The sequence below is a fragment of the Brotomerdimonas butyrica genome (assembly GCF_025567305.1).
Lineage (GTDB): Bacteria > Bacillota > Clostridia > Peptostreptococcales > Anaerovoracaceae > Lentihominibacter > Lentihominibacter butyricus.
Genome location: NZ_JAOQJP010000002.1, coordinates 200,318 through 216,548, shown reverse-complemented (window position 1 = coordinate 216,548; position 16,231 = coordinate 200,318). Strand labels below are relative to the sequence as shown.

15 protein-coding genes are annotated in these 16,231 nt (G+C 46.9%); 13 read left to right on the top strand and 2 right to left on the bottom strand.

The features are described from left to right. Positions 1–28: 28 nt before the first annotated feature. From OCV59_RS02370 to OCV59_RS02340, 7 genes are all read left to right on the top strand, one after another. Positions 29–526 carry an OadG family protein gene (locus OCV59_RS02370; RefSeq protein ID WP_147592787.1) on the top strand — a complete coding sequence of 166 codons (498 nt, stop codon included), beginning with the start codon at positions 29–31 and terminating at the stop codon, positions 524–526. A gap of 23 nt (positions 527–549) precedes the next feature. Next, positions 550–1,026, top strand: coding sequence for a biotin/lipoyl-containing protein (locus OCV59_RS02365; RefSeq protein ID WP_147592785.1), 477 nt, complete (start codon positions 550–552; stop codon positions 1,024–1,026). A 132-nt stretch (positions 1,027–1,158) separates the two neighbouring features. Next, positions 1,159–2,019 carry a type III pantothenate kinase gene (locus tag OCV59_RS02360; protein ID WP_147592783.1) on the top strand — a complete coding sequence of 287 codons (861 nt, stop codon included), beginning with the start codon at positions 1,159–1,161 and terminating at the stop codon, positions 2,017–2,019. After that, entirely contained in the window at positions 2,000–2,980 is a 981-nt protein-coding gene (gene dusB, locus OCV59_RS02355) for a tRNA dihydrouridine synthase DusB (RefSeq protein ID WP_147592781.1), read from the top strand. The genes OCV59_RS02360 and dusB overlap by 20 nt, the downstream gene beginning before the upstream one ends. Positions 2,981–3,172: 192 nt before the next feature. After that, complete coding sequence (locus OCV59_RS02350; protein ID WP_147592779.1) at positions 3,173–3,493, top strand: PadR family transcriptional regulator; 321 nt, start codon at positions 3,173–3,175, stop codon at positions 3,491–3,493. A gap of 3 nt (positions 3,494–3,496) precedes the next feature. Beyond that, on the top strand, positions 3,497–4,240 hold the full coding sequence (locus OCV59_RS02345; RefSeq protein WP_147592777.1) for a DUF1700 domain-containing protein: 744 nt from the start codon (positions 3,497–3,499) through the stop codon (positions 4,238–4,240). Beyond that, complete coding sequence (locus OCV59_RS02340) at positions 4,233–5,252, top strand: DUF4097 domain-containing protein (RefSeq protein WP_262584056.1); 1,020 nt, start codon at positions 4,233–4,235, stop codon at positions 5,250–5,252. Before OCV59_RS02345 ends, OCV59_RS02340 begins: the two co-directional genes overlap by 8 nt. 240 nt (positions 5,253–5,492) lie before the next feature. Here OCV59_RS02340 and OCV59_RS02335 read toward each other — a convergent pair whose 3' ends face one another. Next, positions 5,493–6,062, bottom strand: coding sequence for a LexA family protein (locus OCV59_RS02335; RefSeq protein ID WP_147592773.1), 570 nt, complete (start codon positions 6,060–6,062; stop codon positions 5,493–5,495). A gap of 284 nt (positions 6,063–6,346) precedes the next feature. On the opposite strand from OCV59_RS02335, the gene OCV59_RS02330 reads away from it, so the two are divergent. The 3 genes from OCV59_RS02330 to OCV59_RS02320 all read left to right on the top strand — a co-directional run bounded on the left by OCV59_RS02330 (position 6,347) and on the right by OCV59_RS02320 (position 9,175). Then, the gene (locus OCV59_RS02330) at positions 6,347–6,571 is read left to right on the top strand and encodes a helix-turn-helix domain-containing protein (protein WP_147592771.1); all 225 of its coding nucleotides are present in this window, start codon (positions 6,347–6,349) and stop codon (positions 6,569–6,571) included. A gap of 917 nt (positions 6,572–7,488) precedes the next feature. Beyond that, on the top strand, positions 7,489–8,907 hold the full coding sequence (locus tag OCV59_RS02325) for a sodium:solute symporter family protein (RefSeq protein ID WP_147592769.1): 1,419 nt from the start codon (positions 7,489–7,491) through the stop codon (positions 8,905–8,907). Between the two features lie 79 nt (positions 8,908–8,986). After that, positions 8,987–9,175, top strand: a complete 189-nt coding sequence (locus OCV59_RS02320) for a hypothetical protein (RefSeq protein WP_147592767.1) — start codon at positions 8,987–8,989, stop codon at positions 9,173–9,175. A 649-nt stretch (positions 9,176–9,824) separates the two neighbouring features. Here the strand turns inward: OCV59_RS02320 and OCV59_RS02315 are convergent. Further along, positions 9,825–12,095 (bottom strand): sigma-54-dependent Fis family transcriptional regulator, encoded by a 2,271-nt coding sequence (locus OCV59_RS02315; RefSeq protein ID WP_147592765.1) that lies wholly within the window; start codon positions 12,093–12,095, stop codon positions 9,825–9,827. Between the two features lie 413 nt (positions 12,096–12,508). Between OCV59_RS02315 and OCV59_RS02310 the strand changes: the two genes are divergently transcribed. Genes OCV59_RS02310 through OCV59_RS02300 form a run of 3 tightly spaced genes read left to right on the top strand, consistent with a single transcriptional unit; the run spans position 12,509 to position 15,957 of the window. Then, positions 12,509–13,498: a thiamine pyrophosphate-dependent dehydrogenase E1 component subunit alpha gene (locus tag OCV59_RS02310; RefSeq protein ID WP_147592763.1), complete on the top strand. Its 990-nt coding sequence runs from the start codon at positions 12,509–12,511 to the stop codon at positions 13,496–13,498. Positions 13,499–13,536: 38 nt separating this feature from the next. Beyond that, complete coding sequence (locus tag OCV59_RS02305; RefSeq protein WP_147592761.1) at positions 13,537–14,517, top strand: alpha-ketoacid dehydrogenase subunit beta; 981 nt, start codon at positions 13,537–13,539, stop codon at positions 14,515–14,517. A 15-nt stretch (positions 14,518–14,532) separates the two neighbouring features. Further along, the gene (locus OCV59_RS02300) at positions 14,533–15,957 is read left to right on the top strand and encodes a dihydrolipoamide acetyltransferase family protein (protein ID WP_147592759.1); all 1,425 of its coding nucleotides are present in this window, start codon (positions 14,533–14,535) and stop codon (positions 15,955–15,957) included. Positions 15,958–16,231 lie beyond the last annotated feature (274 nt).

Below are 16,231 nucleotides of genomic sequence, written 5' to 3'. Positions count from 1 at the left end.
ACGCGGGTGCGGAGTGCGGGAGCTTTGCATGGGGATCTTAAATGATTTAGGAGGAAAAATGCTGGGATCTGTAGTCACTATGCTCATAGGGATGGGCTTGACTTTCTGCATCCTGCTGCTCATATGGGTGATCGTGTCATTCATAAGCAAAAGGATGAATATAAAGAAAAAGAACAACAACACAACAGATGACGATTTTGACAGTATACCGTACCTGCCGTTCGACGGACAGGCGCCGGCCGCGCAGACAGCCGGGCGTACGGGAGCGGGCAGCGGTGCAGCTGCGGAAGCCGGGAAAGCCGGAGCAGATGCGGGTGCGACTGCAGCAGCGTCAGCAACTGATGACGGCGGGAATGGCGGCATCAGTCCGGAGGTGATCGCGGTTATAACGGCGGCGATAGAAGCTTTCCGTGAGGAAGAGGGCTCCGGACGTCTGGTCGTGAGGAAGATCAGGAGACTGCCTGCGGATACGCAGCCGTGGTCCATTGCAGCCAGAGCAGACTGTATAGAGAGCAGAAAGTTCTAATGAATCGAAAGGAAACGGGACATATGAAAAAGTACAATATCACTGTAAATGGTACGACATATGAAGTAGAAGTAGAAGAAGTAAAAAACACATCAGCTGCATCGCCGGCACCGGCAGTGCAGCCGGCAGCGGTCCAGACGGCGGCCCCTGCACAGGAGACAAAGGCAGCGGTGGCTCCTGCAGCGGAGCAGAAAGCTGAGGCATCAGGCGCAGGAGCACAGACGGCTCAGGCTGCAGCAGCATCAGCAGCGCCGGCAGGCGGAGCACCGGCAGCAGTTCCTGAGGGTGGCACAGGCGTCAAGGCTCCGGTGCCCGGAACAGTGCTTGATATAAGAGTCGAACCCGGACAGCAGGTGGCACAGGGAGATATCCTCGTGATACTCGAAGCTATGAAAATGGAGAACGAGATCGCAGCCCCTGCGGCAGGAAAAGTCGCATCGATCCAGGCTGTAAAGGGAACATCTGTGAACGCAGGAGATATTCTCGTAACACTGGAGTGATCCGGACTGAAAAATGATCGGATCTGAATGTTGATTTCATGTAAAAATGTTTTGGTTGTGAACATACTTTATGGTAAAATAAAAGCGGTCTATTCAGACTGTTAAAAAAATACAGAGCAAAAGGAGAAAACCATGCTACTGGCATTCGACGTTGGAAACACTAATATAGTACTGGGAGTCTTTAAAGAAGGCAGACTTATCACAAGCTGGCGACTGGAGACTGACAATAACAAAAGTGCAGATGAATACGGTATGATAATCGGAGCGCTGTTCAGATATGAAGGGCTCGATGTAAAAGATGTAAAGGATGTAATAATTTCGACGGTAGTGCCGTCTGTTCTATATACGCTCCAGCATCTTTCGGTAAAATATTTCAACCGCAAGGCGATAGTTATAGGTGCAGGTATAAAGACGGGGATCGTTGTAAAATACGATAATCCCAAGCAGGTCGGATCTGACAGGATCGTCAATGCGGTCGCAGCTCATGCAAAGTACGGCGGCCCGCTCATCATAATAGATTTCGGCACAGCCACGACTTTCTGCGCGATCTCGGAGAAAGCCGAGTACATAGGCGGAACGATCGCTCCGGGACTCAAGATATCGTCGGAAGCGCTCTTTGAGAAAACAGCGAAGCTTCCCAAGGTAGAGCTTGAGGAACCGGGTCATGTGATCTGCCGCAATACTATCAACAGTATGCAGTCAGGTCTCGTCTACGGACACATGGGCATGGTCGACTATATAGTGAAGAAAATGAAAAAAGAGCTTCAGGAGTACAGCAAGGATGATTCCATCGAGGTCAAGGTGATCGCGACAGGCGGTCTTGCGACGATGATCGATTCAGGGATAGACTGCATCGATCATGTGGACAAGATGCTTACTCTGGAGGGTCTTGAACTCATATACGAAAAGAACAGGAAGCCCAGGAGGATTGAATCCAAGGCAGAACTAAAAGCAGAAAAAGAAAGGTGCGAATATGGCGAAGCAACTGTTTAGTATAGGGAGCTTTCAGCCTGATACGCCGTTTTTTCTGGCCCCGCTTGCGGGTATAACTGATAAAGCGATGAGAAGCCTCTGCGCCAAGCAAGGGGCTTCTTTAGTGTATACGGAAATGGTGAGCGCCAAGGGTCTGTGGTACGGTGACAGGAAAAGCAGAGATCTCCTTGAGATCGCGGAGGATGAAGGTCCTGTAGCTTTCCAGCTCTTCGGGAGCGATCCGGAGATCCTGGATTTTGCAGCAAAGGAGCTGCGCGATGAGAAAAACTGCATACTCGACCTGAATGTCGGGTGCCCTGTACCTAAAGTCGTGAAAAACGGAGAAGGATCGGCGCTGCTCAAAAAGCTCGATGTACTTCACGACGTGATCTCCGCGATGGTGAATGCGGCAGGCAAGCCCGTCACTGCGAAGATCAGGATGGGATTCGAGCGCGGCAGCAATACAGCTGTGGAGACTGCAAAGCTGCTGGAGTCGGCAGGAGTAGCTGCAGTGGCGGTCCACGGAAGGACTCGCGAGCAGTATTACGAGGGCAAAGCCGACTGGCAGGCGATCGCAGATGTAAAAAGGGCGGTGAGTGTGCCGATCATCGGCAACGGCGATGTTTTCAGCGGTGAAGATGCGATGCGTATGCTCGATGAAACAGACTGCGACGGCGTGATGATCGCCAGAGGTGCGCTCGGCAATCCGTGGATATTCAGAGACGCTGCATCGCTCTGGAGAGGTGACGGCCTGCCCGACCCGCCGGCAGATGAAGAACGGATAGCCATGCTGCTCAGACACTTTGATCTGATCGCGCAGTACAAAGGCGAGCACATCGCAGTCCGGGAGATAAGAAAGCACATCGGATGGTATATCAAGGGGATGCACGGCGCCGCCGCCATGCGCCGCCGCACGAATACGATAAACGATCCAGAAGAGATGCGCACAGTGATACGTTCGATGATAAGAACTGCAGTATGACGTTTACTGCAGTTTTTTTCTGCCCGCACACCTGCGCTTTGCATATCAAAAATAATCAAATATTTTATTGACAAACAATATTATATGATATATAGTATTAATCAAGAAATGATATTATACAAAACCATAAAGCCTGCTGAGCGCAGACCATGGATAACAGACGATAGATCATAAACTGAAAAGGAGGCAAATATGGGTTTTAAGATCGAATCCGGACTGCTGGACGCATGTGCGCTGGCGATCCTGGAAAAAGGCGATACGTATGGCTACGAGATAACTCAGTCGATGAAAAAAGCCATAACCGTGTCAGAGTCGACGCTGTACCCGGTGCTGAGAAGGCTGCAGAAGGAAAACCTGTGCAGGACATACGATCAGTCGTACCAGGGCAGGAACAGGCGGTACTACTCGATAACGGAGGAGGGAAAAGCGAAACTGCTTGATTACCGATGCCAGTGGATGGATCACAAAAATGCGATAGATGTATTTTTAGATGTTAAGAGAGCGAAGGAGTAAGAGATGAAGAGGAGAGAATTTATAGAAAAACTTAGATCAGAACTTTCCAGACTCCCGCAGGAGGAGATAGAAGCGGCCGTTGAATATTACGAGGAGTATTTTGACGACGCCGGCCGCGAAAACGAGAAAGAGGTGCTGCAGCAGCTTGGGAGCCCGAAAAAAGTCGCAGCTCAGATCAAATCTGAATATGCGATGAAGCTGTTTGATGAAGAGGAAAAGCCGACGGTAAAGAAAGGGATCTCGGCAGTCTGGTATGTGATACTGGGCATCTGTTCGGCGCCTGTATCGATCCCGCTGGCGATAGCGCTGGGAGTTCTTGCGATAGCGATACTGATCACGCTGGCAGCCTGTGTGATCGCCCTGTTTGCCGGCATTGCAGGATGTGTTCTGGGTGCGATAGCTTTTATCATCATAGGATTTATGGCGATCCCGGTATCGGTTTCGACAGCGATGATATTCATAGGCGCCGGAGCCGGTGCGCTGGGCTTTATGGCAGCGATGGGCGTGCTGCTGTTCCTGGGAGTAAGAGCAGGAGTCAATGCTCTTGTAAAGGCTGCAAGGAAGCGAAACGAGAGAAAGCGTATCCGCAAGATGCTTGACAAGAGCGAGCAGAAAAAATGGAGATACAGCGATGAGGATACGGCCGGCGATCCGGATGAAGATCAGGAAGCTGCGGAACCCGCAGATACAGATAAAGGATCCGCTGATCAGGAAGCTGCAGAAAAGGAGGAGGAGAAGGATGAGTAAAGGATTGAAAAGATTTTTCATAATATGCGCGATCGTTGTTGGCGCAGGAATATTGTTTTCGCTTGCGGGATTTCTTACCGGCGGGCTGAATTTCCTCGACAGGATGAGTGAACGCTACACATGGCTGAGAGCAGGTCATGCAGACATGGAATATATCGACATAAGCGATGCCGGCGCCTTTGATTCTGTCAGTGTAAAAGGCGGCATAGATGTTACCGTTGCAGGAAGCACAGAGACAGGCAGCAGAGGGATAAGCTATGACAAGAATGTAGGAGCTCCGGAATACAGCGTGAAGGATGGAGTGCTTACAGTGGACGCCAGCATGCTCAATGATGGAGTGGTAGTGAATCTGAGTTCAGACGATGATACACCGGAGCTTGTGATATCAGTGCCTGATGAAAGGATGAAAAAACTCGATGTAACATCTGATTACGGCGATGTAGATGTCAGCCGTGTCACACTGGAGGAGATGTCGATCACTACAGAGGATGGAGATATAGATCTGCGTGATGTCGACTGCAGCAGCGTGACACTGAATACAGAGTATGGCGATGTAGATCTTGAAAGGGTGACATCTGACAAGCTTACGGCCGGCACGCAGGACGGTGACATAGATATGAGCAATGTGACATGCAGCGGCACTGTGCTCACTTCAGAATACGGAGATATAGAAGGCGAGAATATCAAGAGCAGCGGGTTAAGCGTAAAGAGCCAGCAGGGTGATGTCGATCTGCAAGGCGAATTCAGCGGGACCACAGATGTGTACCTGGCATGTGGAGATGTGGAGCTGAGGACATCGATGGCGAGAGATCTCTATACTATAGATGCTCAGGCGAAAAGCGGTGAGATAGGTATCGGTTCGGGACATCACGACTGGGATGACGATGATGATGAAGATGACCGACACGGTCAGTACGAATCGCACGGAGGGAGGATATCGACTGGAAGCGGTCAGAATATACTGAAGATAGTAAATGATCTGGGCGATATCGATATATCGTTTGGGAAATAAGATAGTGCTTGAGAGCAGATAAAGCATGATATAACAGGCGTTCAGCGTTTTGCAAAGCGGCAGTCTGCAGTATGAAATTGGCAGACGGGCAGTAAGAAGTACAGTAACATGAGCGCCTGTTTTTTGTATGAAAAAACTCTCCGTTGCACGGAGAGCATAAGAATATGTCCTGAATACCAAATACGCCGCCGATTTACAGTTGGCGCCGAGGTATGCAGAATATACGTATAATACAGATTTTTACAGATTGATGATGATCCTTGAGGCAACACCTTTTATCTGCAGCGTGCCGTCTGAAAGATCACTTTTTGTGCAGACAACAGGCGGAAAAGCACTGATGTCAGGAGATGCTGCCACGAGGACGACAGAATCGTCCTTAAGGTAGAGCACCCGGAGCTGATCCGGCGAGTCTTTGTATGAAAAGCACACGATCTGCCCCGATTCGTACGGAGTTTCGGCAGATGCTCTGTAAGGATGCTTGTGTACAAGGACCACTGCTCCCGACGGTATGAACGCGTCTCTCATGCTGTTGTCATGAATCGTAAAGTAGAATGAATCCGCATCATCCGATTCAGAAGATGTTACGATCTTTCGCTCGCGCGGAACGTCGTAGCCCATGAGCCATGCTTCTGAAACGTTGAGTGCTTCAGCCAGATCATACAGCTTCTGCTGTTTAGGCGCAAAAGATCCTCTGAGGTACTGACTCATAGCGCTTTTGCCTATGCCGGTCTTCTTGCAAAGATCGATCTGACGGATATTCTGCTCTTGTATTATCGCATTTAGTCTTTCTGCAAAAGTAGATTTTCCCATAATAGCAAATTCCCCTTATCTTTATTTGAACACTGTATAATTATAATATTAATTCTAATAAATAGCAACAATTCAAATACTATTTTTATATTTTTGATGCATTTAATGCTCATATCAACCATATTGAATGTTACAAAGAACATATTTTAGAACTGTTGCTAAATGAGTCAATACTATTTTATTTTCGACATTGCAGTGCGCAGAATTGACTTTTTCCATTTTTTGAGACAAAATCTGTATGGATTATTTAGAAAACTGATTATTTATGGAGAAGAAGCAAGGTAATGTTATACAAGTTCAATTATGAGAGATTTCTTGACGCCGCCTGCAGAAACGGATTTACCAGTGTAGATATCGCCGGCATCCTTCGTATTTCCGAAAAGTCATATCTTATGAAACTTTGCAGTTATGAAGAATTCACGATGGATGAAATAAGCAAGCGGGCAGAAACTGTACTGGAGGTTTCTCCGGAAGATATCCCGGAGTATTTTTTCCGCAAGGCTGTCTGATGAGTTGAGAAATTTCAAAAAAATCCCAGGGAGGCTGTTTATTAGAACCTTCCCGATGATGTTTAAAGGTCTTGAAAGAGAGTAATTATCAACCCTCGCTCTCCAATATAAATGTTAATATCTAGCAGAAATACTGGTCAAGAACCGAAGTCAAAGCAGGATGCAGGCTTCGGGATGTTGTGTTTCATATAAAAGTAAATCTGATCTTCTGTCAGTTAGACGTTTTGTGTATTATTATGAGATTGCAAAAAATCCTGCACAATACCTGCTTGAGATGTGCAGGATAATGTGAAGCTGAAAAAGATCTACACAACGAAAATCGCCAAATCGATGAAAATGTACCAAAATCTCATGAAATCACTTTGTTTTTAGCAAAATATCTGATCCCCTTGTGTATTGATTTTTACTCTTCACGAATATCTGCACAAACGGCAACTCCATTGTGCAGATATTATCCGAATGCCCAGTTTTTACACAAAATCCTGTTAGTGGCCCGATATCTGCAACATTCCTGCGATATTATATATGCAGCTTCGGAATAGATATCTGATGCATGCAGACTGCAGATGTTTTTGCGATGGATAATATTCACCACTATATTAATATGCAAATACAAATACAAATATCTTTTTAAGTAAGCGCATAAATAAATCGAAGAAACACTTTCTATATAAATATTTGACATGCTGCGACATAAGAATACAAAACATGACATGTGACATATAAGTGTGACACTTTTCAAAAATGTCACGCTTTTTAGATGTCAAAATGTCATGCACAAATACAAAAAACAATAAAAAACAAAGGTATGGACGTTTTTTCACAATTGGCATATAATTTGCGTTAGTTAATACCGAAGCTTAAACCTAATGTGTTTTTATTCGAATAAAACTTTTATGCAGAGGAGGTAGTATTAAATGTTTATTACAATAGGTGTAATAATTGCAATCGTACTTTATGGCGTATTCATTTTCTGGATTTCCCATAAAGCCGGCGACGCAACAGGCAGTCATCATGATTTTGCAGTTGCCGGAAGAAATGTAGGTTCCATAGCTTTACTCGGAACCATGTGTCTGTCTATATGGAGTGCTCTTGCATTCTTTGGATATGGTGCAGGCCTGTATCGTGACGGTATCGGATACTTTGCCGGAGCTGTTGGAGCATTCTTCGTAGGCATATACGCTCCTACGATCATGTATCGTCTCTGGCTGCTGGGGAAAAAGTATAATTACGTTTCTCCTGGAGACTATTTTATCCACCGTTATGAATCGAAATTCCTGAAACACCTTATTTCGATAATATGTATAGTTTGTATTATACCGTACATATCAGTTCAGGTAACCGGTGTTGCTAATGGAATAGTTACTACAACACAGGGCAAGATCGGTTTCTGGCTGGTAGTAGCGGTACTTACAGTTTATATCGTTCTGCATGTCCTGAAGGGCGGCAACAAGGCAGTCGTGGGAACAGATACATTTGCAGGTTTCGTTGGTGTAGGCATCGCTATCCTGACAACTATCGTGCTGATAGTTGCTATCCCTGGAGATCTTGTATCTGCAGCAAAAGATATCGTAAAAACAAATCCTGAAGTTCTCCAGATGACAGGACCGTATGCAACATTTTCAGGGTTCCTTGCACTGGCTATTTCAGCAGGAATGTCTATCATAGCATGGCCGCATATCTTTGTAAGATCATATATGGCAAAAGACGAAAAGGTATTCAAGACAATGGGTGTCGCATTCCCTATCTTAGAGCTGGTTGCATTCGGATGCTTCCTGCTGCAGGGCATTTACGCAGGTCGTGTTGCTTACCCGAACCTTGAAGGTGCAGAGAGTGATATCGTCATTCCGATGATGGCTCTTAATTATGCGCCGGCTATTCTTGCTATACTGCTGGTTATCGGCGTTTTCGCATTCGGTCTTTCTACAGCTGATTCACAGCTCGTTGTTGCATCAACTATCATAGATCATGATATGATAGGAGATAGAGCTAAAAAAGATGGAGCTTCAGGTGTAAAAATCACTCAGATCAGCATTGGAATATTGATGCTTTTGGTTCTGATAGTTGTAAAATTCAGACCGGCATTCCTCGTAACGTATGCTTATGGTTTCTGTGGTCCTGGATTTGCGCAGCTTATGCCGGCTATGATCGGCGGGCTGTACTGGAAACGTGCAACTAAAGCCGGGGCTATTTCAGGAACACTTGCAGGTGCACTTGCAGTATTGTTTACGCTGTTCATTTACAATCCGCTGCCGTCGATACAGCCATATTTTATGGGGGCTTGGCATCAACACACTTCTGTATATCGTAGTAAGCTTATGCACAAAGCCTGTTGAAAAGGCAGTAAAAGAAATCAACGAACCGCTCAGTGCATTCTTTGCAACAAGAAATACTGCAGGACATAAAGTACTTCTGGTGCTCATCGTTCTCGTATTCATTCAGCTGATCGTTCTTTCACCATATATGCCTGCAACTATACTCTTTGGATGGTGTCCGGCAGGACTGTTCAACTACATCTGTGGTGCTGTAGAGCTCGCAGTTATAGGATATTTCTTCTGCAAGAACCGTCTCTATGAAAAGGATGGCAGCAAGAAAGAATTCTAGAATGCTGGTGGTTCATTATATGGTTGGTCAGTATATTTTGTAGTCAGTATATCTTGATTATAAGCATACGATAAAATCACAATAGCAACTGGATACAAACCCGATACAGATATGATGTTCTGGCAATGACCGCATATCAATTGTATTGGGTTTGTTTTATTTTCTGCAGAATACGAGTTTCTGCAGTTGGAGATATATCTTCTTTAGGATCACGCATAGAGGGTCTGGTACACTTTTCGTATCATTTGTGTAGTATTCTATTATTGAAAAAAATCCTGCACAATCCGTGTTTGATATGTGCAGGATGAGGTGAAGGCGAGAAACATCTACACAAGGAAAATCGTCAAAATGATAAAAATACCCAAAAATCAGATGAAATCACCCTGTTTTTAGCAAAGATCCGGAATTTCTTGTGTATTGATTTTCTCTCTTCACGAACATCGATACAGACGGAGGCTCCATTGTGCAGATATTATCAGAAATCCTGATTTCTACACAAAACCTCATTGTCGGCAGTATTCTCGGCCCCGTTATCTGTCTGCAAGGTTGTCTGCAAGTTTATCTGCAGGCCTGAACGAGTATATATGCATCATATCCGCACCAGGAAATACGGCGGTGAGCTGATGCGCGGGCATTGAGCAGGGAGATTCTATTTCCTGTGTCTGTAAAGGTCCACGTCTATTTGATGTTTCTTTATTTTTCTGTAAAGTGTACGCAGGTTCATGCTCAGGAGCTTTGCGGCTGCGGTCACGTTGCCGCTGCATTTTTCGAGTGCGGAAATGATCAGTGCGGCTTCGTTCTCGGCGATGTTGTATGATTCGCGATGAGGATCCGGATTCGTACCCGTACCAATGCTTTCATTTACATAGCTGCCGGCTGCTGCCTGCGGCGCTGAATGAGCGGCGCTGTTGTAATGTTGTGCGGCGTGTGCGTGAGCGTCTGCAGCTGTACCATGGGATGCAGCGCTCGGGTGGCCGGAGTAGTCGATTCTTTCGCTGTCGGAGTAATCCATGCTGCCGGCTGTTGTCATGCCGTTTCCCGGGTACCCGGGATGCTCTGAGTTTGCGTATGCCGCATCCGCACTGCCGTTGCTCTGAGCTGCGATCATATCGCAAAACTGCGGAGGCAGGTCTTCGCATGTTATCATGTCGTCGGAGCACAGACTTATCGCGCGCTCTACCGTGTTTTCCAGCTGGCGCACATTGCCCGGCCATGAGTAATTTCTCAACACCTGATATACCTGAGGAGCTACCGTTATGTCGGTGTGCCTTTTTTTATTGTACATATCCACGAAGTGCGAGATCAGCAGCGAAATGTCGTCTGCACCACGGTCGCGGAGCGGAGGTACTGCTATCGTCAGCACGTTGAGCCTGTAAAACAGGTCTTCACGGAATGTCTTCTGAGCCACAGCCTCGGTCAGATCCTGATTTGTCGCAGCAATGACCCTGATATTTACAGGCTTCGGATATTTTCCACCGACCCTGACGACTTCTTTTGTCTGCAAAACGCGCAGCAGTGCGGCCTGTACGGCGTACGGCATGTCTCCTATCTCATCGAGGAAAATAGTGCCGCCGTCAGCCATCTCGAATTTTCCCGGACGTCCCTCTTTCTCGGCCCCTGTGAACGCGCCCTTTTCATAGCCGAACAGCTCGCTTTCCACGAGGCTGTTAGGTATCGCTGCACAGTTGATCGCGACGAACGGTCCGCCTGCGACAGGGCTGGCATTGTGTATGGACTGAGCGATCAGCTCCTTGCCGGTGCCGCTTTCGCCCAGGATCAGCACATTGGAATCGTTCTGCGCTGCTTTTTTGCTTGTCTGGATCATCCTCTGCATAGGCTCCGAACGGCCGATTATCGAGGAAAAAGTGTACTTGGCGCTGAAGCCGCCGATGCTTTTCACGATCTTATTGAGCATTTCCGGTTTATTGAAACGCATTATCGTGCCGGTGATATTGCCGGCGCTGTCCTTTACATGATTTATGGAAAGGTTAAGACGTTTTGGCCTGGATGGCGACAGCTTCGTAAAAACGGACACCTCTTCATTGTATCGCTCTGTTTTGAGGATATCGTGGATCGTGTAGCTGTCATAGTTGTCTATAGATATGTAGTCGAACAGCTTCTGGCCTATTATGTCCTCATACGAGAGGTGGAAAAGGTTCAGTGCGTATTTGTTGACCTGCGACACACGGCTGAGTGAATTCAGCAGGATCACTCCGGATGTCATGTTTTCTATGATGCTGTTCCTCTGTGCGTTTATCGCCTCGAGATCGTTCATCGCCTGTCTGAGCTTGAGCTCCTTGGTGATGCTGTCGGCTGCGCAGAGCGCCATGCCGAGAGTGTGCGGATGTGCATTTTCAGTCAATACAGTGATATTGATGCAGCCGCAGAGATTGTCATTGGCGTCGAAGAACGGCGCGCCTGAGCAGGTATAGCTCTTGTGTTTTTCAGCGTAGTGCTCCTCGCCCCATATCTGTACAGGCTTCTCCAGGTAGAGAGCGGTGCCTATGCCGTTGGTGCCTACTGATCTCTCGTCTCTTACCGATCCGAGACCGAGCTTTGTCAGGCCTCCGCGTTCGATGATGTCGGGGTCGCCTTTGTAGTCTATGACATAGCCCTCGCTGTCGCACAGCAGTATGTATGATCCGGAGCCTTCTACTATCGAATAAATACTCTCGAGGTGAGGGTGAACGATATTGATCAGTTCCAGATTCTTGTTTATCTTCATATTCAGTTCATCGGGAGAAAGATTCTTGTAGTTGATTTCTCTGGGGTTGATACCTGTGTTTCTGGCTCTCTTCCACGAGTCAAGGATCTCGCTGCGTATGAAAGAATAGTCGTAGTCGCGGTTTTCTACGAAATGCTCCCAGGCTTCCTTCAGTCGATGCTGATAGCTGCTGCCTGCTAAAGTAGAAATATTCATGACAGACCTCCATGTGTTATCTGAATATAATAATAATTGACATGTATTTTATGTCACAATTATAGTATGTGTCACGTTTTTTTACAAGAGAAAAGTTTTTGTCACATCAAAAATGACACCATGACAAAAACGCGACACAAAACCGTGACACAAAACCGTGACACAAATGCAGCGCGCCGGCTCTTTACATGATAAAAAGAATAGCAGCTGCGGCAGCTTTACAACTCACTCTAAAGCTGCATGACACAGTTAGAACATTGAAATTTCAATAAATTAGCAGCAATATGTCACGTATCGCAAAACGCAGGACACATATTTTTGTCGCATAGACGGCAGTTTGGCACGATGATTGCGTTTAATAAGGGCAGAAAATAAATAATGACATATTACGTTTTTTATACGGGAGGTCAATGATGAAAGTAGATAAGTATAAAGCAGAACAGTTACTGGCGTTTTACGAAACTATGTTCAAGATGAGAAGATTCGAAGAAGAGACTTTCGAATTTTACAAAAAAGGCATGATGGCAGGACTGGCGCACCTTTATCTTGGTGAAGAAGCAGTAGCAACAGGCGTATGTGCGGCACTCAAAGATGAAGACTATATTGCCAGCACACACAGAGGCCACGGACATCTGGTGGCAAGAGGCGCTGACATAAACAGAATGATGGCAGAGATCCTCGGCAAGGAAACCGGCTACTCACACGGAAAGGGCGGATCTATGCACATCATGGCTATGGACAAGGGGATCCTCGGCGCTAATGGTATCGTAGGAGGCGGCATTCCTATCGCAACGGGAGCAGCTTATTCGGCAAAATACAGAGAAACAGACCAGGTAGCGATCTCATTCATGGGTGACTCGGCAACGAACGAGGGAACTTTCCACGAAAGCATCAACATGGCAGCAGCATGGAAACTCCCGTGCATATATGTAATAGAAAACAACCTTTACGGAATCTCAGTAGATATCCGTGATGTTACGAACACTCCTGACCTTGCAGTAAGAGCAAAGGCATATGATATTCCGGGAGTAGTTGTAGACGGTATGGATGTCACTGCAGTTTATGAAGCGGCAGTTGAAGCAGTGGAGAGAGCAAGAGAAGGCAAAGGCCCTACACTGATCGAATGCAAGACTTACAGATGGCAGGGACACCACGTGGGAGATCCGGCTACATACAGACAGAGAAGAAGCAAGACCGAGAAGGAAGACTGGATGAAGAAATGCCCTGTAACTACTCTGAGAGCTGAGATGATCGCTTCCGGCAAAGTGAAGGAAGAAGAGATCGATGCACTCGAGGCAAAAATTGAAGAAGAGATCCAGGCAGCAGTAAAATTCGCAGCAGACAGCGATTATCCTGATGCATCAGAAGCGTTTACAGACGTATTTCAGCAGGGAACTTTATAGTCGATTCACGGAAAGCACCGGAAAGGAGAAATTTTAAAATGGCAAAGAAAGAAATGACATATGCACAGGCAATATGCAATGCACTGGATCAGGAAATGGCAAGAGATAAAAATATAGTTCAGCTTGGAGAGGACATCGGATTCATCGGCGGAAACTTCAAGTGTACAGTAGGTCTGCTGGAAAAATACGGCGACCTCAGAGTAAAGGATACTCCGATTTCAGAACAGGGCTTTGTAGGTATGGGCGTAGGTATGGCACTGACAGGTCTCAGACCTGTCATCGAGCTGATGTTCTCAGACTTCCTGCTCGTTGCGGGCGATCAGGTCTTCAACCAGATGACAAAGATCAGATATATGTCCGGTGGACAGGCTAACGTACCTATGACCATCAGATGCCCTATAGGCGCAGGCAGATCGTCAGCAGCACAGCATTCACAGTCGATACAGTCTATGGCTGCACACTTCCCTGGAGCAAAGGTGGTACTCCCGTCAACAGCGACTGAAGCGGCAGGACTGCTCAAGACAGCTATCAGAGACGACGACCCTGTTATCTTCCTGGAACATAAAATGGTATATAACAAGAAATTCGAAGTTGAGGAAAATGTAGATCCTATCCCGTTCGGCAAGGCAAGGATCGCAAGAGAAGGAAAGGACATCACTATCGTAGCTACATCTTCGATGGTGATGAAGTCGGAAGAAGCAGCTGAAAGACTTGCGAAGGAAGGCATCGACTGCGAGATCATCGACCTCAGGACGCTGGTTCCGCTCGACAAGGAAACTGTAATCGAATCAGTAAAGAAGACAGGCAAGCTCATCGTTGCCGACGAGGATTATGAGAGATGCGGCGTAGGTGCAGAGATCGCAGCAGCTATCGCGGATGACGTGTTCTACTATCTCGATGCACCGTGCGGAAGAGTAAACAACCCTAACGTGCCGCTTCCGTTCAGCCCGGCGCTCGAGTTCCCTCTCATTCCGTCAGCAGAAAAGGTATACGAAAAAGTCAAGACATATTTCAAATAAGAGAGGAGAGGTACAATGGCAGAAATCATAATAATGCCGAAACTCGGATTCAATATGAACGATGGTAAGCTGGTACAGTGGTATAAAAGCGAAGGCGAAGAGATCACAAAGGGAGAGCCTCTTTTTTCAGTAGAAACAGATAAAACCAACATGGATATAGAAGCGACATCTGACGGCGTCGTTAAGAAGCTGCTCATCGAGGAAGGGGATCAGATCCCTGTAACTCTGCCAATCGCAGTCATCGGTTCTGCGGATGAAGACGTCAGTGCTGCAGTTGCAGATGCAAAGGCGCAGCTCGCGGCCGGCGGAGCAGATGTCAGTGATGTTGACGAAGCAGCTGCGGCAGCGGAACAGGCTGAGGCTCCGGCTGAAGCAAAGACTCCTGCAGCAGCTCCAAAGACAGCAGACGGTGTGATCAAGATCACGCCTAGAGCGAGAAGAGTGGCTGCAGAGAATGACCTGGCTGTCGAAGATCTGACTATCGAAGGAACAGGATGGCAGGGCGGTATCTGTGAAAAGGACATCCTTGAATACCTTGCATCGAACAAGGTCAAGGCGACACCTGTTGCAGCAGCTATGGCAAAGGCAGAGGGCATCGACCTCGCAGACATCAGGGGCAGCGGCGTGAACGGCAAGATCATGAAGGAAGACGTGGAAAAAGTTATCGCTGCAGCGAAAAAGGCAGTTGCTGCCGCAGAAGATCAGGCACATGCAGGCGCAGGCGAGATCACCCCTGACGGTAAGGAGATCGGAGAAAAGGTTCCTTATGCAGGCGTGCGAAAGGTCATCGGCGACAGACTGGCCGAGAGCAAATTCACTGCTCCGCACCTTTACTTCACACAGAAAGTCAACATGGAAGACGTGCTGGCTCTCAGAAAAAAGGTCAACGAGGTACAGGACAAGAAGACGTCAGTTACAGACTTCATCGCAAAGGCTGTCATCATGACACTGAAAAAGTATCCTGAAATGAATTCATCGCTCGTAGGCGAGACTATAGAAAGATACAAGAGCATCAACCTTGGTATAGCGGTAGCGTCACCGACAGGACTGATCGTACCGAATATCAAGAATTCACAGGACATGAGCGTAGTGGAGATCTCGAAGGCATCAACGCCGCTGTTCGACAAGGCGAGAGCCGGAAAGCTTGCAGTTGACGAATATGCGGGCGGAACATTCACGATCTCGAACCTCGGCATGTTCGGCATAGAAAACTTTACAGCTATCATCAATCCTCCTGAAGTGGGCATACTGTCGATCAGCTCGACAAAGGACGAGCCGTTCGTTGTCACTAAGGAAGACGGAACCAAGGAAATACAGATCAAGCCGATGATGAACATCCAGCTCACTGTAGACCACAGAATAATCGATGGCCTGCTGGCTGCACAGTTTGTTACAAATGTCAAGAACTTACTGGAAAACCCAATTAGCTTGATGGTATAGAAGAGTGTATGAGACAGACTTATAAATGACAATGTTTTTTCTCCTTTTTAATTGTACTTAGTGGTCATGAGTAATTTAAACAGATGTGTTAACATCCTGAACTTCCATATATGAACGGGTGCATTTATAAGTCTGATCCGATTACACCGGAAAAAGCAGATGAACCCCCTGGCGGGGATAACCTTAATGTCGGCTTATCGCCGACACACTAATGAAACACCGCAAGGGTGTAACCTTAATGTCGATCTACGATCGACAAATAGATGAAAGGATC

Coding starts and splice junctions, on each gene's coding strand:
- OCV59_RS02360 (WP_147592783.1), top strand. CDS start 1,159: ATGCTACTGGCATTCGACGTTGGAAACACTAATATAGTACTGGGAGTC.
- OCV59_RS02370 (WP_147592787.1), top strand. CDS start 29: ATGGGGATCTTAAATGATTTAGGAGGAAAAATGCTGGGATCTGTAGTC.
- OCV59_RS02350 (WP_147592779.1), top strand. CDS start 3,173: ATGGGTTTTAAGATCGAATCCGGACTGCTGGACGCATGTGCGCTGGCG.
- OCV59_RS02345 (WP_147592777.1), top strand. CDS start 3,497: ATGAAGAGGAGAGAATTTATAGAAAAACTTAGATCAGAACTTTCCAGA.
- OCV59_RS02300 (WP_147592759.1), top strand. CDS start 14,533: ATGGCAGAAATCATAATAATGCCGAAACTCGGATTCAATATGAACGAT.
- OCV59_RS02340 (WP_262584056.1), top strand. CDS start 4,233: ATGAGTAAAGGATTGAAAAGATTTTTCATAATATGCGCGATCGTTGTT.
- OCV59_RS02310 (WP_147592763.1), top strand. CDS start 12,509: ATGAAAGTAGATAAGTATAAAGCAGAACAGTTACTGGCGTTTTACGAA.
- OCV59_RS02365 (WP_147592785.1), top strand. CDS start 550: ATGAAAAAGTACAATATCACTGTAAATGGTACGACATATGAAGTAGAA.
- OCV59_RS02330 (WP_147592771.1), top strand. CDS start 6,347: ATGTTATACAAGTTCAATTATGAGAGATTTCTTGACGCCGCCTGCAGA.
- OCV59_RS02335 (WP_147592773.1), bottom strand. CDS start 6,062: ATGGGAAAATCTACTTTTGCAGAAAGACTAAATGCGATAATACAAGAG.
- OCV59_RS02325 (WP_147592769.1), top strand. CDS start 7,489: ATGTTTATTACAATAGGTGTAATAATTGCAATCGTACTTTATGGCGTA.
- OCV59_RS02315 (WP_147592765.1), bottom strand. CDS start 12,095: ATGAATATTTCTACTTTAGCAGGCAGCAGCTATCAGCATCGACTGAAG.
- OCV59_RS02305 (WP_147592761.1), top strand. CDS start 13,537: ATGGCAAAGAAAGAAATGACATATGCACAGGCAATATGCAATGCACTG.
- dusB (WP_147592781.1), top strand. CDS start 2,000: ATGGCGAAGCAACTGTTTAGTATAGGGAGCTTTCAGCCTGATACGCCG.